The organism is Plantactinospora sp. CA-294935, from assembly GCF_050936445.1.
In the GTDB taxonomy this organism is placed as follows: Bacteria; Actinomycetota; Actinomycetes; order Mycobacteriales; family Micromonosporaceae; genus Plantactinospora.
Genome location: NZ_JBNJMU010000001.1, coordinates 7,531,381 through 7,552,062, shown reverse-complemented (window position 1 = coordinate 7,552,062; position 20,682 = coordinate 7,531,381). Strand labels below are relative to the sequence as shown.

At 72.2% G+C, this 20,682-nt stretch carries 19 protein-coding genes and 1 pseudogene; 8 read left to right on the top strand and 12 right to left on the bottom strand.

What is annotated here, in order from left to right; genetic code table 11:
* Nucleotides 1-48 precede the first annotated feature (48 nt).
* Together ACQEVC_RS33040 and ACQEVC_RS33035 are read right to left on the bottom strand one after the other, a co-directional pair.
* Complete coding sequence (locus ACQEVC_RS33040) at nt 49-945, bottom strand: carbohydrate ABC transporter permease (RefSeq protein ID WP_432885552.1); 897 nt, start codon at nt 943-945, stop codon at nt 49-51.
* Complete coding sequence (locus tag ACQEVC_RS33035; RefSeq protein ID WP_432885549.1) at nt 942-1,850, bottom strand: ABC transporter permease; 909 nt, start codon at nt 1,848-1,850, stop codon at nt 942-944. The genes ACQEVC_RS33040 and ACQEVC_RS33035 overlap by 4 nt, the downstream gene beginning before the upstream one ends.
* 369 nt (nt 1,851-2,219) lie before the next feature.
* On the opposite strand from ACQEVC_RS33035, the gene ACQEVC_RS33030 reads away from it, so the two are divergent.
* Nucleotides 2,220-3,065 (top strand): patatin-like phospholipase family protein, encoded by an 846-nt coding sequence (locus ACQEVC_RS33030; RefSeq protein ID WP_432885546.1) that lies wholly within the window; start codon nt 2,220-2,222, stop codon nt 3,063-3,065.
* A gap of 8 nt (nt 3,066-3,073) precedes the next feature.
* Here ACQEVC_RS33030 and ACQEVC_RS33025 read toward each other — a convergent pair whose 3' ends face one another.
* On the bottom strand, nt 3,074-4,066 hold the full coding sequence (locus ACQEVC_RS33025) for an NAD(P)-dependent oxidoreductase (RefSeq protein ID WP_432885543.1): 993 nt from the start codon (nt 4,064-4,066) through the stop codon (nt 3,074-3,076).
* 297 nt (nt 4,067-4,363) lie between these two features.
* Here ACQEVC_RS33025 and ACQEVC_RS33020 point away from each other — a divergent pair, with 297 nt between their 5' ends.
* Nucleotides 4,364-5,428, top strand: coding sequence for a glycoside hydrolase family 43 protein (locus tag ACQEVC_RS33020; protein ID WP_432885540.1), 1,065 nt, complete (start codon nt 4,364-4,366; stop codon nt 5,426-5,428).
* A gap of 48 nt (nt 5,429-5,476) precedes the next feature.
* Nucleotides 5,477-5,764 carry an ATP-binding protein gene (locus ACQEVC_RS33015; protein ID WP_432885537.1) on the top strand — a complete coding sequence of 96 codons (288 nt, stop codon included), beginning with the start codon at nt 5,477-5,479 and terminating at the stop codon, nt 5,762-5,764.
* On the opposite strand, the gene ACQEVC_RS33010 is transcribed toward ACQEVC_RS33015, so the two are convergent.
* From ACQEVC_RS33010 to ACQEVC_RS33000, 3 genes are all read right to left on the bottom strand, one after another.
* Nucleotides 5,709-6,806, bottom strand: coding sequence for a hypothetical protein (locus ACQEVC_RS33010; RefSeq protein ID WP_432885534.1), 1,098 nt, complete (start codon nt 6,804-6,806; stop codon nt 5,709-5,711). The genes ACQEVC_RS33015 and ACQEVC_RS33010 overlap by 56 nt on opposite strands.
* Complete coding sequence (locus tag ACQEVC_RS33005; RefSeq protein WP_432885531.1) at nt 6,803-7,477, bottom strand: hypothetical protein; 675 nt, start codon at nt 7,475-7,477, stop codon at nt 6,803-6,805. The genes ACQEVC_RS33010 and ACQEVC_RS33005 overlap by 4 nt, the downstream gene beginning before the upstream one ends.
* A gap of 67 nt (nt 7,478-7,544) precedes the next feature.
* A complete protein-coding gene (locus tag ACQEVC_RS33000) occupies nt 7,545-9,212 on the bottom strand; it encodes a fibronectin type III domain-containing protein (protein ID WP_432885528.1) in 1,668 nt (555 codons plus the stop codon).
* A gap of 340 nt (nt 9,213-9,552) precedes the next feature.
* On the opposite strand from ACQEVC_RS33000, the gene ACQEVC_RS32995 reads away from it, so the two are divergent.
* Nucleotides 9,553-10,032, top strand: a complete 480-nt coding sequence (locus tag ACQEVC_RS32995; protein ID WP_432885525.1) for a hypothetical protein — start codon at nt 9,553-9,555, stop codon at nt 10,030-10,032.
* Between the two features lie 116 nt (nt 10,033-10,148).
* On the opposite strand, the gene ACQEVC_RS32990 is transcribed toward ACQEVC_RS32995, so the two are convergent.
* Entirely contained in the window at nt 10,149-10,937 is a 789-nt protein-coding gene (locus ACQEVC_RS32990) for an SDR family NAD(P)-dependent oxidoreductase (protein ID WP_432885521.1), read from the bottom strand.
* Between the two features lie 73 nt (nt 10,938-11,010).
* On the bottom strand, nt 11,011-13,170 hold the full coding sequence (locus ACQEVC_RS32985) for an amylo-alpha-1,6-glucosidase (protein WP_432885518.1): 2,160 nt from the start codon (nt 13,168-13,170) through the stop codon (nt 11,011-11,013).
* 333 nt (nt 13,171-13,503) lie between these two features.
* Between ACQEVC_RS32985 and ACQEVC_RS32980 the strand changes: the two genes are divergently transcribed.
* Nucleotides 13,504-13,950, top strand: a complete 447-nt coding sequence (locus tag ACQEVC_RS32980; RefSeq protein ID WP_432885515.1) for a PPC domain-containing DNA-binding protein — start codon at nt 13,504-13,506, stop codon at nt 13,948-13,950.
* Between the two features lie 522 nt (nt 13,951-14,472).
* Here ACQEVC_RS32980 and ACQEVC_RS32975 read toward each other — a convergent pair.
* Complete coding sequence (locus ACQEVC_RS32975) at nt 14,473-14,910, bottom strand: RpiB/LacA/LacB family sugar-phosphate isomerase (protein ID WP_432885512.1); 438 nt, start codon at nt 14,908-14,910, stop codon at nt 14,473-14,475.
* 72 nt (nt 14,911-14,982) lie between these two features.
* Here ACQEVC_RS32975 and ACQEVC_RS32970 point away from each other — a divergent pair, with 72 nt between their 5' ends.
* Nucleotides 14,983-15,162, top strand: a complete 180-nt coding sequence (locus ACQEVC_RS32970) for a hypothetical protein (protein ID WP_432885509.1) — start codon at nt 14,983-14,985, stop codon at nt 15,160-15,162.
* Between the two features lie 183 nt (nt 15,163-15,345).
* Here ACQEVC_RS32970 and ACQEVC_RS32965 read toward each other — a convergent pair whose 3' ends face one another.
* On the bottom strand, nt 15,346-16,227 hold the full coding sequence (locus tag ACQEVC_RS32965; protein ID WP_432885507.1) for a DMT family transporter: 882 nt from the start codon (nt 16,225-16,227) through the stop codon (nt 15,346-15,348).
* A 49-nt stretch (nt 16,228-16,276) separates the two neighbouring features.
* Here ACQEVC_RS32965 and ACQEVC_RS32960 point away from each other — a divergent pair, with 49 nt between their 5' ends.
* Nucleotides 16,277-17,671 carry a PLP-dependent aminotransferase family protein gene (locus ACQEVC_RS32960; RefSeq protein WP_432885504.1) on the top strand — a complete coding sequence of 465 codons (1,395 nt, stop codon included), beginning with the start codon at nt 16,277-16,279 and terminating at the stop codon, nt 17,669-17,671.
* 146 nt (nt 17,672-17,817) lie between these two features.
* Nucleotides 17,818-19,689 (top strand): Hsp70 family protein, encoded by a 1,872-nt coding sequence (locus ACQEVC_RS32955; RefSeq protein WP_432885501.1) that lies wholly within the window; start codon nt 17,818-17,820, stop codon nt 19,687-19,689.
* On the opposite strand, the pseudogene ACQEVC_RS32950 reads toward ACQEVC_RS32955, so the two are convergent.
* Both ACQEVC_RS32950 and ACQEVC_RS32945 read right to left on the bottom strand, forming a co-directional pair.
* Nucleotides 19,622-19,855 (bottom strand): annotated as a pseudogene (locus ACQEVC_RS32950) (DUF397 domain-containing protein); the annotation flags it as partial. The gene ACQEVC_RS32955 and the pseudogene ACQEVC_RS32950 overlap by 68 nt on opposite strands.
* 33 nt (nt 19,856-19,888) lie before the next feature.
* On the bottom strand, nt 19,889-20,665 hold the full coding sequence (locus tag ACQEVC_RS32945) for an alpha/beta fold hydrolase (RefSeq protein ID WP_432885498.1): 777 nt from the start codon (nt 20,663-20,665) through the stop codon (nt 19,889-19,891).
* Nucleotides 20,666-20,682 lie beyond the last annotated feature (17 nt).

The following is a 20,682-nucleotide window of genomic DNA, read 5'->3' as shown; positions in this document are numbered from 1 at the left end:
GCTCCTTGGCGTAACGCCTGCGGGAATCGGGGGAGGAGGAGCGGTTTTTCAGCCCTTGACCGCGCCGATCAGTACACCCTTGGTGAAGTGCCGCTGCACGAAGGGATAGACGACGAGGACAGGGACGACGGAGAGCACCAGGATGGCCATCTGGATCGCCTCCTGGGGCGGCAGTGCCGCGCCGGCCGAGCCGAGCTGGTCGACGCCGAGCTGGGTCTGGTTGACCACGTATGTCCGCAGCACGAGCTGCAACGGCCACTTCGCGGTGTCGTTCAGGTAGAGCAGGGCGCTGAAGAACGCGTTCCAGTACGCCACCGCGTAGAACAGCCCGATGACCGCGAGTACGGCCTTGCTCAGCGGCAGGACGATCCGGAACAGGATGGCGAGGTCGCCGGCGCCGTCGATCCGGGCGCTGTCGATCACCTCCCGGGGCAGGTCCATGAAGAACGCCCGCAGGATGATCACGTTGAACGCGTTGACTGCGACCGGCAGGATCAGCGCCCAGTAGCTGTCCAGCAGCCCGAGGCTCTTCACCACCAGGTAACTCGGGATGATGCCGGGGGCGAAGAGCAGGGCGAAGAGTACGATCATCAGCAGCGGCCGGTGCGCCACCGACCGGGGGCGGCTCAGCCCGTACGCCAGCAGGATGGTGGTGGCCATGCTCAACGCCGTGCCGGCGACGGTGACGAAGAGGCTGACCAGGGTCGCCCGGGTCACCACGCCACCGGAGAGGATCGCGGCGTACGCGGCGAAGCTGACCTCGTCGGGGACGAGCACGAAGCCGCCGTCCCGGGTGATCTGCTCGTGCGTCGCGAGGCTGGTGGAGACGATCCCGAGGAAGGGTACGACCACCGCCGCGCAGCAGACCGCCAGGATCACGCCCTTCAGCGCGCGTACCGGCCTCGACGCGACCGTGACACCCGCGATGGTCGGCCGGTTGCTCATCGCTGGTAGACCCCCTGCTCTCCGAAGCGGTGCGCGAGCCGGTTGGCGCCGAGCACCAGGAGCAGTCCGACCAGGCCCTTGACCAGCCCGACGGCGGCGCTGACCCCCCAGTCACCGGCGAGGATGCCGTTGTTGTAGACGTACGTGTCGAGCACTTCGCTGGCGTCCGCCCCGACCGCCGGCTGCTGGAGCACGATCTGCTCGAAGCCGACGGTCAGCGCGTCACCGAGCCGCAGGATCAAAAGCAGCACGATCAGACCGCGCAGCCCGGGCAGGGTGATGTGCCACAGTTGCCGCCAGCGGCTGGCACCGTCCACTGCGGACGCCTCGTAGAGCGTGCCGTCGATCCGGGAGAGGGCGGCCAGGAAGAGGATCGTTGCCCAGCCGGCGTCCTTCCAGAGCACCTGGCCGGTGACCAGGGCGAAGAATGCGTCAGGATTGTTGACGATGCTGACCGTGCCGAGGTCGTGGTCCCGGAGGAAGTTGTTGAGCAGCCCGCCGTCGCCGAGCAACTGCATGAAGATGGCGACCACGATCACCCAGGAGAGGAAGTGCGGCAGATAGAGGATGCTCTGCACGGTCCGCTTGAGCCGCTGCGACATCAGGCTGTCCAGCAGCAGCGCGAGGGCGATCGGGGCCGGAAAGACGACCAGCACCTGGAGCAGGGTGATGACCAGGGTGTTGGTCAGCGCGTTCAGGAACGCCGGGTCGCCGCTGACGATGATCCGGAAGTTCGCCAGCCCGCTCCACGGGCTGTCGAGAATCCCGACGTACGGCTGGTAGTCCTTGAACGCGATGACGTTGCCGAGCCACGGTAGATAGTGGAACGTCAGGAGGAGCGCGACGCCGGGAAGTGTGGCGAGCAGCAGTATGCGGTCCCGCCGTACCCGGTCCCACCACGACAAGCCGGCCCACCCCATTCAGTCCCGCCGGATGCGACGCGTGAACACGATGGATCGCGACAGTTGGCGGAAGTCGGCTGTTACATCCGGGTAAACCTAGAGTCGACCCTGATGAGCGTCAAGACGTGGATCGATGCCGTCGGAAATCCCTGTTGAGCAGTGCGGCCAGCCCCGCCCCGGCGGCCTTCGGCAGTACGTCGTCGGGGCTGGTCACCCGGCCGATCCCGGCTAGTGTCCCGGGATGGTCGATCCATGCCCGCGAGCCGACGCAGGTCCGCCCGAGTCGCTGGCAGTGTCGGCATCACGTGGGTAACCCGCTGATGGTGCCGGATACATTCTCCTGATCAAGAAGCCGCTGATCGGAGAAGCATCGTGAGAAGGGCGCTCGTTCTCGCCGGGGGTGGGGTGGCGGGCATCGCCTGGGAACTCGGCGTACTGCTCGGCATCCGGGACGAGGTCCCGGACCTGCGACCGGCGGTGGTCGAGGCCGACGTCGTCGTTGGCACCTCGGCCGGCTCGACCGTCGCGGCGCAGATCACCAGCGGCACCGACCTGGCGACCCTGTTCGACCGGCAGCTCGATCCGGGTACCAGCGAGATCGAGGTCACCGTCGATCTCGTCGACCTGACGGCCCGGCGTGCCGAGGCGACGGCCGGGGCTACCTCGCCGCAGGACGCCCAGCAGCGGATCGCCGCGTGGGCGCTGGCAGTGCCGACGGTCGAGGAAGCGACCCGGCGTGCGGTGGTGGCCGCCCGGCTGCCGCGCCCGGACTGGCCGGACCGGACCGTACTGGTGCCGGCGGTGGACGCCGGAACGGGCGAGTTGACGGTCTTCACCCGCGACTCCGGGGTCGACCTGGTCGACGCGGTCACCGCGAGCTGCGCCGTACCCGGGATCTGGCCGCCGGCCACGATCAACGGCCGGCGGTACGTCGACGGCGGTGTCCGCTCGGGCACCAACGCCGATCTCGCCCAGGGCAGTGACCGGGTACTCGTGATCCGACCCGGCATGTCCGACGCGACCGCACCGCTGGGCGACCTCGCCGACGAGATCGAGCGGCTGCGTCCGGCCGAGGTGCTGGTGGTGCACGCCGACGAGGCATCGGTCGCGGCGTTCGGGGGCAATTCGCTGTCCCCGGCGACCCGGGGTCCCGCCGCGCGTGCCGGCCGGGCCGTCGGCCGGGCCCGCGCCGCCGACGTCGCCCGGTTCTGGGCCTGACGGGTCGCTCAGTGCTGGAGCGCCCGGGCCAGCACGGTGATGTCTTCGTCGCCGAGCCCGTGCTCGACGGCCCGCTGCCACTGCGCGGCCAGGCTGTTGGCCACCGGGAACCGGTCGATGTCGACCTCGTACAGCGCCAGGTTGACGTCCTTGAGCCCGAGGGAGAGCGGATACTGCGCCGAGTACTCGTCCCGGCCGATCCGCTCCAGCTTCTCGGCCGCCCATTGGGAGACCAGCGGACTGCCCTGCAACGCGCCGAGCACCGCCGCCCGGTCCAGGCCGAGGGAGTGCCCGAGCGCCATCGCTTCGGCGATCCCCTCGGCCAGGAAGGCGAGCAGCATGTTGTTGACCAGCTTGAGCCGGGAGCCGGCCCCGACCGGACCGGCCCAGACGGTCCGCTGCCCGAGCGCGTCGAAGACCGGGGCGATCCGCCCACGGGCCTGCTCCGGGCCGGAGGCGAGCACCACCAGTTGACGCCGTTCCGCCGGGCCACGGCTGCCCGCCACCGGCGCGTCCAGCAGGACCACGTCCGGACGCTGCTCGCGGACCAGCCCGGCGATCCGCTCGGTGTCGGAGACCCCGATGGTGCTCATCTGCGCCCAGATCGCGCGCTCGGCCATCGCGGCCAGCATGCCCTGGTCGAGCGCGATGGCCCGGATCGCGTCCCCGTCCGTCACCATCGTGATCACCACGTCGGCCCGGCGTACCGCGTCGGCCGGGCTGTCGGCGACCTCGGCCCCCTGTTCGCCGAGTTGCCGGGCCGGCCCCGGCCGGCGGTTCCAGACCACGGTAGGCAGGCCGGCCCGGACGAGATTGGCCGCCATCGGCTGGCCCATGCCGCCCAGCCCGAGTACGGCCACCCGCTGCGTCTCCGCCATCGGCGCTTCCCCCCGTACGAACTGCCCCGTCCGGCAGCGTAGGTGGGCGGGTGGCGCCGTCGACCCCGAATCAGGCCGAGTCGCCTGTCGGGTGACATGCCCCCCGAGCGGACCGGTCAGCACATCGCGTCGGATCAGCGGGCCGCTCAGATCATGTGAGCGATAACAAGCGCCCTGGCAGGAACATCGACACCCTGGGCGTCACCGATCTCGCTACCGTAGCTTCTCCCTGCTAAAGACCGCAGGACGACTGATCGGCCCGATGCCGAGACCTTGACAGGTGCCCATGTTAGCGCTCACAGTTGGCTGGCACGGGAAGCACCGGCATCGATATCGCCTCCTCGTCGACAGTGCGTGCGCGGTCGGTCTCAGGCGGCGGCCCGCTCATCCCCGGACGCAGACCCCAAGGAAGGAACCGCGATGATCACGATCCACAGACCGAAGGCGGCGCGAGGACTGCTGACCACCGCCGTCGTCGCCGTACTCGTGTCGGCCCTGGGGGCAACCATCCCCGCCTCCCCGGCGCTCGCCGCACCCGGGCCCTCGTTCATCAACCCCCTCGTCGGCACGCCCAACAGTGCGGACCCGTCGATCGTGTATACCAACGGCAACTGGTACTACATCGCCACGACGTGGTCCTCGAGAATCGTCATGCGCACGTCGTCCACCATGGCCGGCCTGAAGAACGCGGCGGAGCGGACGGTGTTCACCCTCGCCCCCGGGCCCGGCTGCTGCACGATGTGGGCACCGGACATCCAGTGGATCAACAACCGGTGGTACATCTACTTCTCGGCGGAGGCCTCCCCGGGCCAGGGTGAGCGCCGGACCGGCGTGCTCGAGAGCAACGGCACCGACCCGCTCGGGCCGTACACCTACCGGGGCATCCTCAACCTGGAGCCCAACAACGGGTGGGCGATCGACGGCAGTGTGGTCCGGTTCAACGGCTGGGTGAACCACTTCGTCTACTCCGCGTTCCGGGGTGGGGAACAGGGGCTGTTCATCGCCCCGATGTCGTCGCCGACCCAGGTCTCGCGCAACGGCGTACGGATCTCGTCCCCGACACTGTCCTGGGAGCGGCAGGGCGGTGCGGTCAACGAGGGCCCGTACGCCGTGTACAACGGCGGGAGGACGTTCCTGACGTACTCGGCGAGTTCCTGCAACACGCCTGACTACAAGCTCGGCACGCTGACCTGGACCGGTGGCGACCCGATGTCCGCCGGCTCGTGGACGAAGAGGTCGACGCCCATCTTCCAGCGCAGTGACGCGAACGGCGTCTACGGCCCGGGCCACGCCTCCTTCGTCAGGTCACCGGACGGCGCGGAGACGTGGATCGTGTACCACGCCAACTCGTCCGCCAGCCAGGGCTGTGGCACCACCCGCACCACGCGGGCGCAGAAGATCGGCTGGAACTCCGACGGCACCCCCAACCCCGGCGTCCCGGTCCGCACCGGGACCTCGATCGTCGGGCCCTCCGGCGACTCGTAAACCTCCGTACGGCCCGCTGGGACGCCTTCACCACGAGGGCGTCCCAGCGTGACCGAACTGCCTACAGCAGGTGTTCGTGCTTACGGGAGATCTGCGGAAATCAGCGGACTCGACGAGGTGATCGTGCGGGCTCGCGATGGCTCCGGCGGCGCGGTGGTGTTGCGGGGCGAGGCAGGCGTGGGCAAGACCGCCCTGCTCGACGCGGCGGCCGCGCGAGGCGCCGCGATGCGCGTGTTACGGACCACCGGCGTCGAGCCCGAGTCCGACCTCGCGTTCCAGCTCAGCCGGTCAGCACCGAGATCGCCGCGACCAGGTAGAGGCAGCCGCCGAGACTGACCGCGATCCCGGCGACCGCTGGCAGCCAGGCCGTCGCGGTCGCCGCCGCCGGCCAGCGCCGGGCCGTCCCGGTCAGCAGCGCGAAGCCGCGGATCGTGATCACGCCGACCCCGGTCAGCGTGCCGGCCATCCCGATGCCGAAGGCGAGCACCAGGACCAGCGCGTCCAGGGCCCGGCCGGTCAGCAGGCCGCTGACCAGCACCAGGAACGCGGACGGCGAGGGCAGCAGTCCGCCGGAGAGGGCCAGCACGGTCAACCCGCGCCGGGACCACGGATCGGTCGGCGCCGGTACGTCGTGCCGATGCCTGTGCCCCGGCGCACCGCCGTGCCCGTGCCCGTCCTCGTGTCCGCCTTCGTCCCCGTGCCCGTGCCCGTCCTCGTGTCCGCCTTCGTCCCCGTGCCCGTGCCCGTCCTCGTGTCCGCCTTCGTCCCCGTGCCCGTGGTGGCTGGGGTGCGTGGTCCCGTGGCCGTGCTGGCGCGGGAGCGTGTCCCCGTGGTCGTGTCCGTGAGCATGGTCGGCTACCGGAACGGCCCCGTGCCCGTGCCCGACGAGGACGTGCCCGTGGCCGTGGCCGTGCCCGTGGCCGTGGCCGTGGCCGTGCCCGTGCCCGTGCCCGTGGCCGTGGCCGTGGCCATGGCCATGGCCATCTCCGTGCCCGTGCCCGTGGCTGTGGTGCGACCCATGGCCGCGCAGGTGCCGCCAGCTCAGGTGTGCGCCGACGCCGATCACCAGCAGCCCGGCCGCCACCTGCATCCAGGCTGTCAGCGTCTTGGTGCCCAGGCTCGCGGCGCCGCTGAGTCCGACCCAGGCGAGCGCCAGCACCAGGACGGAGAAGGTGTGCATCGCCGCCACGATCACGCCGAGCCGGACCGCGTCCCGGTAGCGGCCCCGGGTGCCGACCAGGTACGCCGCCGTCACGCTCTTGCCGTGGCCCGGGGCGACCGCGTGCGCGGCACCGACCCCGAGCGCCACCACCAGGGCGAGCCAGAAGACTCCCCGGCCGTCGAAGAGGGCGACCAACCGGCCCTCGAACCCGGTCACGACCGGCTCCGGGCGCGTCGGCGCAGCCGTACCGCCACCAGCGCGACGACCCCGACGAGCAGGGCGGCGCCGACGCCGGCCAGGGTGCGTACGGTGCTGGCCGGCAGGCCGCCCGCGCCGGGCGTGAAACGTACCCGGTGGGTCTGCTCGGCGGCGGTGAAGAGCGCCCGGTCCGGCGCGGCCGGGGTCTGGCTGGTCAGCATCGTCCGGTACGCCTCGTTGAGGTCGGTCAGCGCGCCGACGGTGACGTCGAGGTCGACCACCTCGGCCGGGCAGTCGAAGGTGAGCCGGGCGCCCTCGTCGAGCAGCCGGTCCAGAGTGTCGAGCCGGCCCGGGCACGGGCTCCCGGCCTGCCGCACCGAGATCCGCTCCAGCAGGTAGTCGTGCACCCGGGGCGAGCGCTGGAGTTTCTGCTCCCCGGTCAGATTCGTCGCGACCGCGCCGAGGCGCGGGTCCTCGAAGGCGCCGAGCGACTGGCCGAGCGCCACCCAGTCGTCCTCGGCGGCGAGCCAGGCGAGGTCGACCCGGGAGCCGTGCACGCTGATCCGCGCGGTGGAGGGCGGGCCGAACGGGTGTGCGGCGGCCGGGGCCGCCGGGACCGCGAGCGCGGACAGCACGGCCAGGCCGGCCAGGCCGAGCGCGACGGCCGGCGACGGGATGCGGGCGATCAAGAGGTCTCCTGACGTACGAACCGGCCCCGGACCACCGCACGGTGGCGATGGTCCGGGGCGGCGGGAACTACTTCGTCACGGTGATGACCGGACTGGTGATCTGCTGGTTCTCGCTGTCCAGGTAGACCACGTGGGTGGTGTTCTTCTTCGCCGACGGCGGCAGCGCGAAGCTGTACACGAGCCGGCCCAGTTCGTCGGCCTTCTTGTAGCCGATGAAGACGCCCTTCTTGCCCGCGCCGTCCTTCGTGCTGCGCAGGTAGACGGTGACCTCCTCGCCCGGGTCGTAGCCGTAGGCGTTGACCCGGACCTTGCCCTTGGCCTCGACGATGGTCTTGTTGACCTTGGCCTGCTCGCCGACGGTGTTCTCCGGGGTACGCAGCTCGTTGACGGTGCGCTCGCCGGCCGCGTTCTTCCGGATCACGACACCGTCGTGGTGCTGGCCGTTGGCGTACCGGGCCTCGTAGCGGATGCTGTCGCCGGTGACGTCGATGAGCTGGTAGAGCTGCTTGTCCTCGGCCTTGCTCATGATGTCGGCGCTGTTGTCGGTCCAGACCGAGCCGTCGACGTCGTACATCTTGCCGCCGGAGACCGACACCGCGTAGACGGTGCTGTCGTGCACGGTCACCGACTGGCGGGACGAGGCCACACTGCCCCGGCCGTACGTGTGGTCGTGGCCCTGGAGCACCAGGTCGACCCCGTACTTCTCGAACAGCGGGCCCCACTGTGCCCGGACCACCGGGTTGTTCCGGCCCTCGGCCGTCGAGTAGACCGGGTGGTGGAAGGTCACCACGGTCCACTTGTTCGGGTTGTTCTTGAGCAGCCCCTCCAGCCACGCGGTCTGCGCGGCCATCACGTCCGGGATGCCCTGCACGTTGCTGTTCAGGCCGATGAACCGGACACCCTGGTAGTCGACGGTGTAGGCGGTCTTCGCCAGCTCCGCCGGCCAGCCCGCCGGCCCGTTGTCCGGGTACGGGAACTGCGGCGTCCAGAACTGTGACAGCGTGCCGCCGCTGTACTCGTGGTTACCGGGGATCGAGAGGTTGTTGATCTGGCCGTCGATGAAGCCGCCGGCCTGGTACCACTGCCCCCACTGCTCCTCGCTGTTCGCGGAGTCGATGAGGTCACCGGCATTGACGATCAGCTTGGCCTGTGGGCGGTCCGCGAACGCCTGCCGGAACACCCGGGGCAGCGCCGAGTCGAGATAGTTCTGCGCGTCGCCGTAGTAGATGAACGAGAACGGCTTGGCGTCCGTAGTGGCCGTGGTGAAGTCGGTCCAGGCGCTCCAGTTGGTGCCGTCGCCGACCCGGTAGGTGTACCGGGTGCCCGGCTTCAGGCCGACGAACTCCACCGTGTGGTAGGTCGAGGCGTACCCGAGGGAGGTGTTGACCGACTTGGTCGACATTGCCTTGACCACGGAGACAGCGCCCTCGGCGGGGGCCACGCTGCCGAGCGCGGCCGGGGCCTCCAGGATTTCGGCCTGGGCCCACTCGGGGGTGGCCTCGGCCCGCCAGGTCACCCGCTGAGTGGTGGCCGGGGTGGTGGTGGGGGTGAGGATGATGCGGTCGGGCATCGGGGACGGCCGGTGGATCTCGGCCGCCGGGTACTTGCCCGGTGCGGCGTCACCGAACGCCACCGGGCTGACTGCGAAACCGCCGACGAGCATGGCGGCGGCACCGATAGCGGCAAGCCTGGCCCGCCGGGAGCCCGCAATCCAGGGTCTCTTGACGTCACTCACTACAGGGATCACCTTTCGGGTGAAAGTGGGTATGGCCGCCGGCCCGCAGCCGGTGGCCAAGCGCATTCATCCAGAGGTGGACGACCGGCGGTCGGCCGTTGACTGGCCACCGGGTGAACGGGCCTGGCCAGCGGGTTAATTCATGATCAACACGTCGTGCCCGGTGCCGGGCTTCACCGTGCGGAGACCGCCCGTCCATCGCCCGGGAACCGACCGTTCACCCCGGCCCACCTACCATGCCGGCGGCACCGGCCCGAGTCCCTCGCCCGCGCGGCGGCCGGGCATCCGCGCCGACCGCCCGACCCGCCGACCACCCCGACCGCCGAACCTACGGAGCACGATGAAACTGCCGTCCCGCCGCTGGGCGGTGGTCGCCACCGTCGCCACCCTGGCGGCGCTCGCCGCGATCGAACCGGCGGTCTCGCCGCCGATCGTCAAGGGGGACACCTTCGTCACCGCGCAGACCGGTGGCGTGCTGAACATCGAGGGCGGGGAGTGCTTCTCCGACCCGGCGTACTCCCGGGAGGCCGCCGAGGTGGTCGTCCGGTACGAACCGTGCGAGTCCGGCGCCGACAACCAGTCGTACGGGTTCCTGCGTGCCGATGACGGGCCGTGGGACCGTGCCCGGCTGGCGGACTTCGCCTGGCGGGGCTGCCGGGGCTACTTCGAGCGGCGCTGGCCGGACCGCGACGGCGGCACCCTCGACTTCTATCCGATCCTGCCGACCGAGCAGACCTGGGCGGACGGCGACCGCACCGTGATGTGCGTGGTTTACCGCCCGCGCGGCCGGCTCTCCGACTCGGTGCTGCCGCTGCGCTGAGCTGTGGTGCTGCGGTTGCGTTGAGCTGTGGTGCTGCGGTTGCGTTGAGCCGTGGCGCTGCGCTGAGCCGTGGCGCTGCGCTGAGCCGTTCCGGGCGGCGTCGCCCCGGCGGGGGCTCAGGCGCGGAGACCGCCGTCGACCGGCAGGCAGACGCCGGTGACGAAGGAAGCGCGGTCGCTGAGCAGCCAGGCGGCCGCCGCGGCGATCTCGTCCGGCTCGGCGGCCCGGCGCAGCGGGGTGAGCGCGTTGAGCCGCTCGACGGCGGCCGGCTCGTCATCGGCCCACTGCCGGATCACCCCGGTCATGGTGGTGCCCGGGGCGATGGCGTTCACCCGGATGCCCTCCGGGCCGTACTCGGCGGCGGCGGTCTCGGTGAGGCTGTTCACGGCCCGCTTCGTCGCCGCGTACGGGCCCAGTCCCGGTGCGCCGCGCAGGCTGCCGACGCTGCTGACGTTGACGATCGCCCCCGACCCGGCGGTGGCCCGGATCGCCCGGATCTCCGCCGTCAACGAGAGGAACAGCCCCCGGTAGTTGACCGAGGTGACCAGGTCGAAGTTCTGCTCCGTCGCGTTCACCATCGGGGTCTGCGGGATCGAGACGCCGCCGTTGTTGAAGGCGATGTCCAGCCGGGCGTGCAGCCGGATCACGCTCTCCACTGCCGCCTGGATGCTGGCCCCGTCGGTCAGGTCGGCGAGCACGTAGTCGGCGGTCCCGCCGGCGTCGCGGATCTCCCCGACCACATCGGCGAGTTCGGACTCGGTGCGGGCGGTCAGCACCACGGCGGCACCCTCGCGGGCGAACAGCCGGGCGGCCGCCGCGCCGATGCCGCGACCCGCGCCCATCAGGAGCGCGACCTTGTCGCCGAGCAGGCCGGCTCCGCTGCCCGGGGCGTTCGTTCCGGTCATGAGGTCACTCTCTCATCACCGAACGGTGATCCGCAGGTACGCTCGGTATCTGCCTTCTCCGGCGGCGCCACACTCACCGGGTCAGCCGTACGTGACCCTGGTCGCCGGTCGCCTCCAGGTCCCAGCGCTTGCCGAAGGCCTGCATCCGGCTCAACCTGATCCGGCCGAAATCCGCCGGCAGGTGCGGGTCGACCAGCAACTGACCGTCCCGGGCGTCCAGCCCGAGCAGGGTACGCACGAACAGCAGCGGGGCCGCGCTGGCCCAGGCCTGCGGGGTGCAGGCGGTCGGGTACGGCACCGGCTTGCGCCCGTACGAGCGGTCGTACCCGGCGAACGCCTCCGGCAGCCGGTGCGCGGAGAAGTCGGCCGCCTCCAGCATCGCCACGATGACCCGGGTCGCCTCCTCGCGGAACCCGTACCGGGCCAGGCCGTGCGCGATCAGCGAGTTGTCGTGCGGCCAGACCGTACCGCTGTGGTAACCGATCGGGTTGTAGCACCGGTTCTGGGTGGAGGTGGTCCGGATGCCCCAGCCGGAGAACATGTGCCCGGAGAGGAGCTGGCCGGCGACCACCTTGGCCCGCTCCGGCGGCACGATACCGCTCCAGAGCAGTTGCCCCATGTTGGAGGTCATCGAGTCGATCGGACGTTTGTCCCCGTCCAGGCCGATCGCGTAGTAACCGCCCCGCTCGTCGATCCAGAAGTCCCGGTTGAACTGCTCCCGGAGCTGGTACGCGTCGGCGCGCAGCCGCTCGGCCAGCTCGGGATCCCCCAGCGGGCCGGCGGCCAGTTCGGCGATCCGGAGCTTCGCGTCGTAGGTGTAGCCCTGGATCTCACACGTCGCGATCGGCAGCACCGGGATGGTGCCGTCGGCGTAGGCGATGCCGTCGGCGGAGTCCCGCCAGCAGTGGTTGCCCAGCCCCTGCGGCGAGCGGGTGGCGTACTCGACGTACCCGTCCTGGTCGAGGTCGCCGTAGTGGTCGATCCAGTGCAGCGCGGCGTGCACGTTGTCCCGGAACCGCCGCACGAAGTTGTCGTCCAGCGTCCAGCGCCAGTACTCGGAGAGCAGGATCAGCCAGAGCTGGGTGGCGTCGGAGGTCCCGTAGTAGGGATTGTGCGGCTTCTCGCCGGTCCGGGTCAGCTCGCCGCTGCGTACCTCGTGCAGGATCTTCCCCGGCTCCTCGTCGCGGAAGTCGTCCAGCTTGGTGCCCTGGTAGTTGGCGAGGGACCGGATGGCGCCCCGGGCGAGTCGCGGCCCGAACGACAGCGACTGGTACGCCGTGACCAGCGAGTCGCGGCCGAAGACGGTGAGGAACCAGGGCAGGCCGGCGGCCGGCAGCACGATGGTCTCGTCACCGATGTTCTGCTCGATCCGCAGCGCCACCAGGTCCATCTTGGACTTGTGTAGTACCCGGTTCAGCAGGTCGGAGTCCAGATCCTGGTCGGGACAGTCCTCCTGCCAGGTATGGGTGGGGTCCTCGCCGACCAGGTCGAAGCCCTGGCCGAACCGGCGGTGCAGCGAGGGCAGCTCGGTCGGCCGCCGGGGCAGCGCCACCGTCACCTCGGCCTCCCACTTGAGTCCCGGTTCCAGGTGCAGGTCCCAGATCAGGTCGTTCTCCTCCACCCGGTCCGCCGGCGGCGACACCTGGATGTCGGTGACCGCGGTGAAGTCCGCGTTGCGGTAGGTGAAGCAGAGCCGGGAGCCGTCGGTCGAGTGGTCCCGGGTGATGCTGGCGGAGCGGTCCCGGACCCGCTGCTTGATCTCGAACAGGTCGGCGAAGTCGGTGCCGACCCGCAACCGGAGCTGTACCGACTGCACCTCGTTGGCGAAGCACTCCAACTCGATCCGCTCCTGCATCGCGTCGCTGATGAACCGTTGGCGGCGCACCCCGACACTGTTGGTCGGCACGTGCGGCAGGTCCGAGTTGGTCAGGAAGAAGGCCGCCGAGTCGTCGTCGACCAGTCCCGAGCTGAGGATCAGCAGTGGCGCTCCACCCAGGGTCAGCTCCCACTGGCTGAGCAGCCGGGTGTCGTCGTGCACCAGGCCGCCGATGGTGCCGACCGGTACGTCCCCGGCGGCGTTGCTCACCATGAACGACCGGCCCTCCACCACCGCGACCGCGTCCGGGCCCAACTCCGGTGGCTGGGTACGCACCACCGAACTCGGGGCGTTGGCGCTCGTCACCACACCCGGTGTCGGGTCGGCCGGGGTGGGACGCCGGACAACATTCGTCACGGCAGCCCCCTTCGCCCGCACGAGAAGCGTGGCCATCCTGTCGATGCCAGCCTAGGCAGCCCCGGGGCGGCCCCGGTGCCGAACGCGGGAACGAGCCCCTCGGCCTGTCCCGGTCCCGTACCCGACGGGAGAATTCGGCGCGGTTGCGCCGCCGGACGGGGTTGGTCGGGCGCCGGTCCAGCCCGACCCCCGAAACGCTCGGCCAGGGCCGGGTGCGGCCGGATCCCGGCTGACCCACGGGGGCCGGAGACGGTCACCGCGGCGGCCGGCGCCGGCGGGCATGCCTGCCGGTCCGGCGGGCAGGAAGGGGGAATGGAGACAAGGAGGTGGGAGATGCGTGACGTCGAACTGGCCGCCACCGACGGCCGTCGGGTGGTGGTGATCGCGGTGGAGGCCGGCGAGGAGGCGGTGGCAGGCGTCAACGAGGTGGCCCGGCGCCGGGGCATCCGCGCGGCGCAGGTGACCGCGGTGGGCGGGTTCGCCGGCGCCGAGGTCGGCTACTTCGACCGGTCGGCCCGGGACTACCTGCGGATACCGGTACCGGAGCAGGTCGAGGTGCTCTCCCTGGTCGGCGACATCGCCGAACTGCACGGCGAGCCGGCGTTGCACGTGCACGCCGTGCTCGGCCGCCGGGACGGCGGTACGGTCGGCGGCCACCTGCTGCGCGGCGAGGTGTGGCCGACCCTGGAGGTGATGGTCACCGAGGTCGCGGCGGGGCTGGCCAAGCGGGTCGACCCGGAGACCGGGGTGGCGATGTTGACCGGCACGGCGTACGGCTGACCGGCGTACCGCTCCGGCCGCCGCCGGGACCGGAGGGATCCCTTGTGGACGATCAATAGCATCGGTGTCGTCCGACGGGTACCGGCGGCGAAACGCCGGGTCCCGTCACGACGGAGAGGACGCCGAGGCGAGATCCCGGGTTCGTCGACACGAAAATTCCGAGGCCAGGCGGTGCGGCACTGTCCCGCCGGAACATGCTCCGCGCCGGAGCGGTCGCGGCCGGTGGCACGGTGCTGGCCGGTACCGCCGTCCAGCCGGCCCAGGCGGCACCGCGCGGAAACCGGACGCCGGTCCGGGCCCGGGCGCTGGTCCCCGGCGACCGGGTCCGGGTGGTGTCGCCGGGCAGCACCCCGGACCCCACCCTGATGGCCCGGGGGATCGAGATCCTGCGCGGCTGGGGCCCGGAGGTGGAACTCGGCCAGCCACGTCTACACCCCGAGGAACTGCTCGACGGCGGCCGGTCGGGACACCGGCTGGGCGGTGCGCTGGAGGGGGTGCGGGTCGCCGGTCGACGGGCCCGGGTCACCGCGAAGGGCTCTGCCCCGGCTCCAGTTCCGAGATCCGGGCGATGTTCTCCGCCTCGTCCGGATCGGGCCGGGGCGTCTCGAAGAACGCCCGGGCGACCTCGACGGCGACGTCGGGGGCCAGTCGCTTGAGGCTCAGCGCGAGCACGTTGGCGTCGTTCCAGAGCCGCGCGCCGGTCGCGATCCACGGCTCCCAGGCGAGTGCCGCGCGCACCCCCGGGACCTTGTTCGCCGCGATCGCGGTGCCGGTACCCGTCCAGCACATCACGACGCCGAAGTCCGCACGTCCCTCGGTCACCGCCCGGCCCACCGCCGCGCCGATCCTGGGCCACGGATCGTCCCCGGCCACCCGGACCACCTCGCCGAGCCCGGACAGGTAGTCGAGCACCGCTCTGGTCGCCTCGTTCTCGTCGTCGGCGCCGAAGGCGATTCGCATCCGGTCAGCATACGGCCGCTCGCGTCCGGACCAGGCGCCGTGCGATCACCGGTCGAGTGGCAGCTAGGTCTCGTGCGCTCCGTCGCGAGCGGGCTGGTCCGGTCGCTGCCGCCCGAGGAGCTGTCCCGGCTCGGGGTCGACGTGACGGCCGAGAGCCACGAACCCATCCACGGGCACGACATCGCCGCCCGGCTCAGCGCCCCGGGCCACGAACTCGCCCAACTGCTCGCGGCTCCCGGCCGGGACGCGTGACGACGGTGCACGGGACAGGTCCGGCGGCTCCGCCCGGGGAGCCGACCGGCCGCCCGGGCTCGGTCTCGGCTGCGCCGCCGTGCCCGGGCGACCGCTCTGCTCAGCGTCGACTCAGCTCGCCTCCCACGGCGCCCCACATCGGACTGCCGGAGGCGCTACGCCGCCATCCCTCCCAGTTCGCTGTCATCGGCCGACCACGGCCGGTACCCGAGGCCGGGTGCGTTGGATCAGCACGACGCAGCCCAGCACCACCAGCGCTGCCCCGATCGAGGCCGGGGTGACGGTCTCGCCGAGCAGCAGCGCCGACCAGACCAGGGTGAGCACCGGCTGCGCGAGCTGGATCTGGCCCACCTGTGCGATGCCGCCCCGGGCCAGGCCCGCGTACCAGGCGAAGAAACCCAGGAACATGGAGACCAGGGCGAGGTAGCCGAACGCGGACCAGGCCACGGTGCCGGCGTGCGGCGGATCGGCCAGGGCGGCGACGACCGTGACGGGCCCGGTGACGGGCAGCGAGAGCAGCAGGGCCCAACAGATCGTCCGGGCGCCGCCCAGTTCGCGGGCGAGCGCGCCGCCCTCGGCGTACCCGAGGCCGCAGAGCACGACCGCCGCGAGCAGGAACAGGTCGGCCAGGGACAGGGCACCCTGCACCGCACCACTGGCGGTGAGGAAGCCGAGCACCGCCAGCAGCCCGGCGGCGCTGGCGACCCAGAACAGCGGCGGGGGACGCTCGCCGGCCCGCAGTACCGCGAAGACGGCGGTCATCGCGGGCAGCACCGTGATGACGACCGCGCCGTGCGCGGAGGTCTGGGTGACGAGCGCGAGCGAGGTGAACATCGGGAAGCCGACGACGACGCCGAGGGCGACGATCGACAGCCGCCGCCACTGGCCGGGGGTCGGGCGTGGCGCGCCGGTGACCCGCAGGTACGCCCATGCCAGCAGCGCCGCGCCGACGGCCCGGCCGAAGGCGACGAACCACGGGTCGAGCTGTCGCACCGCGACCCGGGTGGCCGGCAGCGACATGCTGAAGGCGAGCACGCCCAGGGCGCCGAGGACGAGGCCGACCACCCGATCCGCTGTTACCGTGGTCTTGGCAGTAGCGCTACTCTGACCTTTCATGAACCACGGTAACGCTGCCGAACGCGTTGTCCAAGATCTGCGTGACCTCGTGGCTGTCGCGGCCCCCGGCACGCGGCTTCCCTCGGTACGCGACCTGACCGCCCGGCACCGTGCCTCGCCGGTCACCGTGGCCCGGGCGATCCGGCAACTGGTGGCGGATGGGCTGGTCGAGGCGCGATCCGGGAAGGGCACCTTCGTGGCCGCCCCGCCGCAACGTCCACCCGCACCCGACCTGTCCTGGCAGACCGTCGCGCTCGGGCCCCGCCGGCCCGGCGAGGAGGAGATGCAGGCGTTACTCGCGTTACCGCCAACCGGCGCGATCCCGCTCTCCGGTGGGTACCTCGACGCCGATCTCCAGCCGACCGCCGCGCTCGGTGCCGCGCTCACCCGTGCCGCCCGGCAACCCGCGTCCTGGCAGCGTGGACCGGCCGAGGGGCGCGAGGACCTGCGCGCCTGGTTCGCCCGGGAGGCCGGGGCCGGACTGCGCGCCGACGACATGGTCGTCTGTCCCGGCGGACAGGCCGGGCTGTCGACGGCGCTGCGCGCGCTCAGCACTCCCGGCGACACCCTGCTCGTCGAGTCGCCGACCTACCTCGGCGCACTGGCCACCGCACAGGCGGCCGGCCTGCGGGTGGTGCCGGTACCCGCCGACGCCGACGGCGTACGGCCCGACCAGCTCGCCGCCGCGTTCGCCCGTACCGGCGCCCGGCTGTGCTACTGCCAGCCGCTGTACGCCAACCCGCACGGCGCGACACTGGCAGCCCACCGCCGGGCTCAGGTCGCCGAGGCGGTACGCGACGCCGGGGCGTTCCTGATCGAGGACGACTACGCCCGCGACCTCACCATCGACGGGGAACCCCCACCGCCGCTGGCCGCCGACGACCCCGACGGGCACGTCGTCTACCTGCGCTCACTGACCAAGTCGACGGCTCCCGGACTGCGGGTCGCCGCCATCGGCGCCCGTGGCCCGGCCGGTGCCCGGCTGCGTACCGCCCGGCTGCGCGACGACCTCTTCGTGGCCGGTCCGCTGCAACAGGCCACCCTGGAGTTCGTCAGCGCACCCGCCTGGGCACGGCACCGCCGGGCCCTGCGCACCGCGCTGCGGAATCGCCGGGAGGCGCTGCTGACCGCGCTCCGTCGGCACCTCCCGGAACTCGCCGGGCAGCCGGTCCCGCGTGGTGGCATGCACCTGTGGACCCGGCTGCCCGAGGGCACCGACGACGTCGCGCTGGCCACCGCCGCGGCCGCCCAGGGGGTGGTCGTCTTTCCCGGCCGCCCCTGGTACGCCGCCGAGCCTCCGGCCCCACACCTGCGCCTCAGCTACGCCGCCGCCCCGCCCGAACTGATGGACGAGGCCGTCCGCCGGCTGGCCCGCGCCCTCCGTACCCGCTGAGCCGGGGACCGCGCACACCGAGCGACGGCGGTCCGCGGTCACCCGAGCGGCGCGGCTCCGGCCAGTTGACGACGCCGGACGAACGCCTTCGGGTCCGAGGCGCCGTAAGGGGAGGTTGCGGAAGTTTCATTGATACCGTCCGTTGCGTGTTCGCCACGCCAGCCGCACTCGGCATCGACTTCGGCACCTCGCACACCGTGGCCGCGCTACGGATGCCGGGCGACCGGATCGAGTCGCTGCTCTTCGACGCGTCGCCGCTGCTGCCCTCGGCGGTGTTGGCGCAGCCGGACGGTCACCTGCTGGTCGGTCACGACGCGCTGCGTGGCGCGCGGCTCGACCCCGGCCGCCTGGAACCCAATCCCAAGCGCCGGGTCGACGACGGGACACTGCTGTTGGGCGATGTCGAGACACCGGTCGCAGCGGCAGTCAGCGCGGTGCTCGCCCGGGTGGCCCAGACCGCGCAGCGCGCGCTCGGCACCGTACCCCGGCCGGTGGTGCTGACCCACCCGGCGAGTTGGGGTGTCCGGCGTCGCGCGGTACTCGCGGAGGCCGCGACCGGGGCCGGGCTGGGCGGGGTCCGGCTGGTGGCCGAGCCGGTCGCCGCGGCGCTGTACTTCACCGAGGTACTCGGCCACCGGGTGAAGCCCGGCGACACCCTCATGGTGTACGACCTCGGGGGCGGGACGTTCGACGTCAGCGCGGTGCGGCGGACGGCCGACGGCGGCTGGGCGGTGCTGGCCACAGCCGGGCTGGACGACGTCGGCGGGGTGGACGTCGACGCCGCGATCGTCGACTGGATGGTCGCCCACGCCGGCATCGAGGCCCCGGCGCACGGCACCGCGCTCGGCGCGCTTCGCTGGCGGCAGCTCGTGCAGCAGGAGGCGCGGGCGGCCAAGGAACAACTCAGCCGGGTCGCCGCGGCGCCGATCGTCCTGCCTGGACTGGACCGCGACATCCACCTCACCCGCGAGGAGTTCGAGCAGTTGGCCCGGCCCTTGCTGGACCGGACAGTGGCCCTGACCACGTCGACGCTCGTCGCCAGCGGCGTCACCGCCGACCGACTGGCCGGGGTCTTCCTGGTCGGCGGGGCCAGCCGGATCCCACTGGTCGCCACCATGCTGCACCGGGCACTCGGGGTGGCACCGACGGTCATCGACCAGCCGGAGCTGGTCGTCGCCCACGGCAGCCTCCGAGCCCTGTCCGAAGAGGACGGGGCCGAGCCTCGTCCGGCACTGCCGGTCGAGACCCACCCGGTCCAGGCCGGCGCGGCGGCGGTCGTGCCGCCGACCGCAGCGACGGTGCCGCCCGCCGTGGGGGCCGCCTCTCCGGTGGCAGCGGCCCCGCCGGCTGCCGAGGCCGCCCCGCCGGCTGGGGCAGTCGCCACACCGACCGCAGGGCGGCCGGCCACGCCGGCACGCCGGTCAGCGGTCGCTCTCGCCGCCGTACTGCTGCTCGGCGCCCTGCTGGGTGCGGCGATGACGGCTTACCCGCTCGTTGCCGGGTTCGACCGTCCGATTCCCTACTGGACGGGCCGGTACGCCTGGCAGCTCCTGCCCGTGGCGGGCCTGCTGGCCGGGTTGTGGACCCGTCGGCGTGGTGCCGCGTTTGCCGCGCAGGCGGTCTCCGGTGTCGTCGCCGGCTTCGTCGGCCTCGCCGTCGCCGGGTTCGACCAGACCGACGACAACGGCCTCGAACTGCCGTGGGGGACTCCGGGCCATTTCGCCTACTGGGAGCAGAACCCCGAGATCTGGTTCGTGACGCTGGTCGGCGGCTGCCTCGCCGCCGGTCTCGCCATCGAGGCGGCGCTGGCCGCGACCACCCGGCTGGGCGGCCGCGGCACGGCCGTCGCCGTTGTCGTCGCCACCGGCATGCTTTCGAGCCCGCTGCTGCTCTGGATCTTCGACTGGTACGCCCATCCACCGCTCAGCCGGGTGATGGTCGACACGCTGTTCACGTACCCCTTTCTCCTGCTGCTGGCCTGGCCCGCGGCATGGCTCGGCGGGCGGCCGTCGCGGTGAGGCACCAGTAGCTTTTGGACGATGGCCGGGTGGCCGGACAGGGTACGGCGATGTCGCGGACGAGGCGGGGCCAGACGCCCGGCGGGAACGCCGGCACCGGTCCCGGGCGGTCCTCGCCGTCCCGGACCAGCATCCGGCCCGGCAGGTTGTCGGCGACCTCCGCGCAGTTGCCGCCGGGCGGGTCAGCGGCCGGGGCGGGTCAGCGCGCGGCGGAGCGCGGCCGGGTCTCGCCGAGGAAGTCGACGAGCAGGGCGGTGACCTCGGCGGGTCGTTCCAGGCTGGGCAGGTGGCCGGCCCAGGGGAGTTCGAGGTGCCGGGCCTCCGGCAGCAGTCCGGGCAGCCGGGCGGCGATCTGCCGGAAGTCCGGCAGGTCGTACCGGCCGGAGACGGCGAGGCAGGGTGCGGTGATCTTCCCGAGGTCGGGCTCGCCGAGGTCGAGGCGCGGGACCTCCTCGGTGGCGGCGAGTTGCACCTCGAAGGCGTGCCGCTGCATCTCGCGTACCCGATCCCGGGTCACGTCGTCGGCCTCGGGCCCGAGCCAGGTCCGTACGTTGAGTTCGACGGCGCCCGCGACGTCGCCGGCCTCGAGCAACTCGTCCTCGCGTCGGCCGAAGGCCCGCAGCTCCGGGCCGGGAACGTGGCCCGGCATGCCGGCGCAGAGCAGCGCCAGCGTCTCCACCCGGTCCGGCCACCGGGCGGCCACCTCCAGCCCCACCCGACCGCCGAACGAGGCGGCGACCAGTGCCACCCGGTCGATCCGGAGCGCATCCAGCAGGTCGCGCACGTCCTGCGGCTCGGCGTAGGGGCGGTCCGGCACGGGGGTCTCGCCGAAGCCCCGGAAGTCACAGCGGATCACCTGGTAGCCGGCGTCGCGCAGGGCGGGCCACTGGGGGTCCCACATCCGGCGGTCGCAGACGGAGGAGTGCAGCAGCAGGACGGCGGGGCCGTCTCCGGCGACATCGTGTGCAAGCGTCATCGCGGCCACCCTAGGCC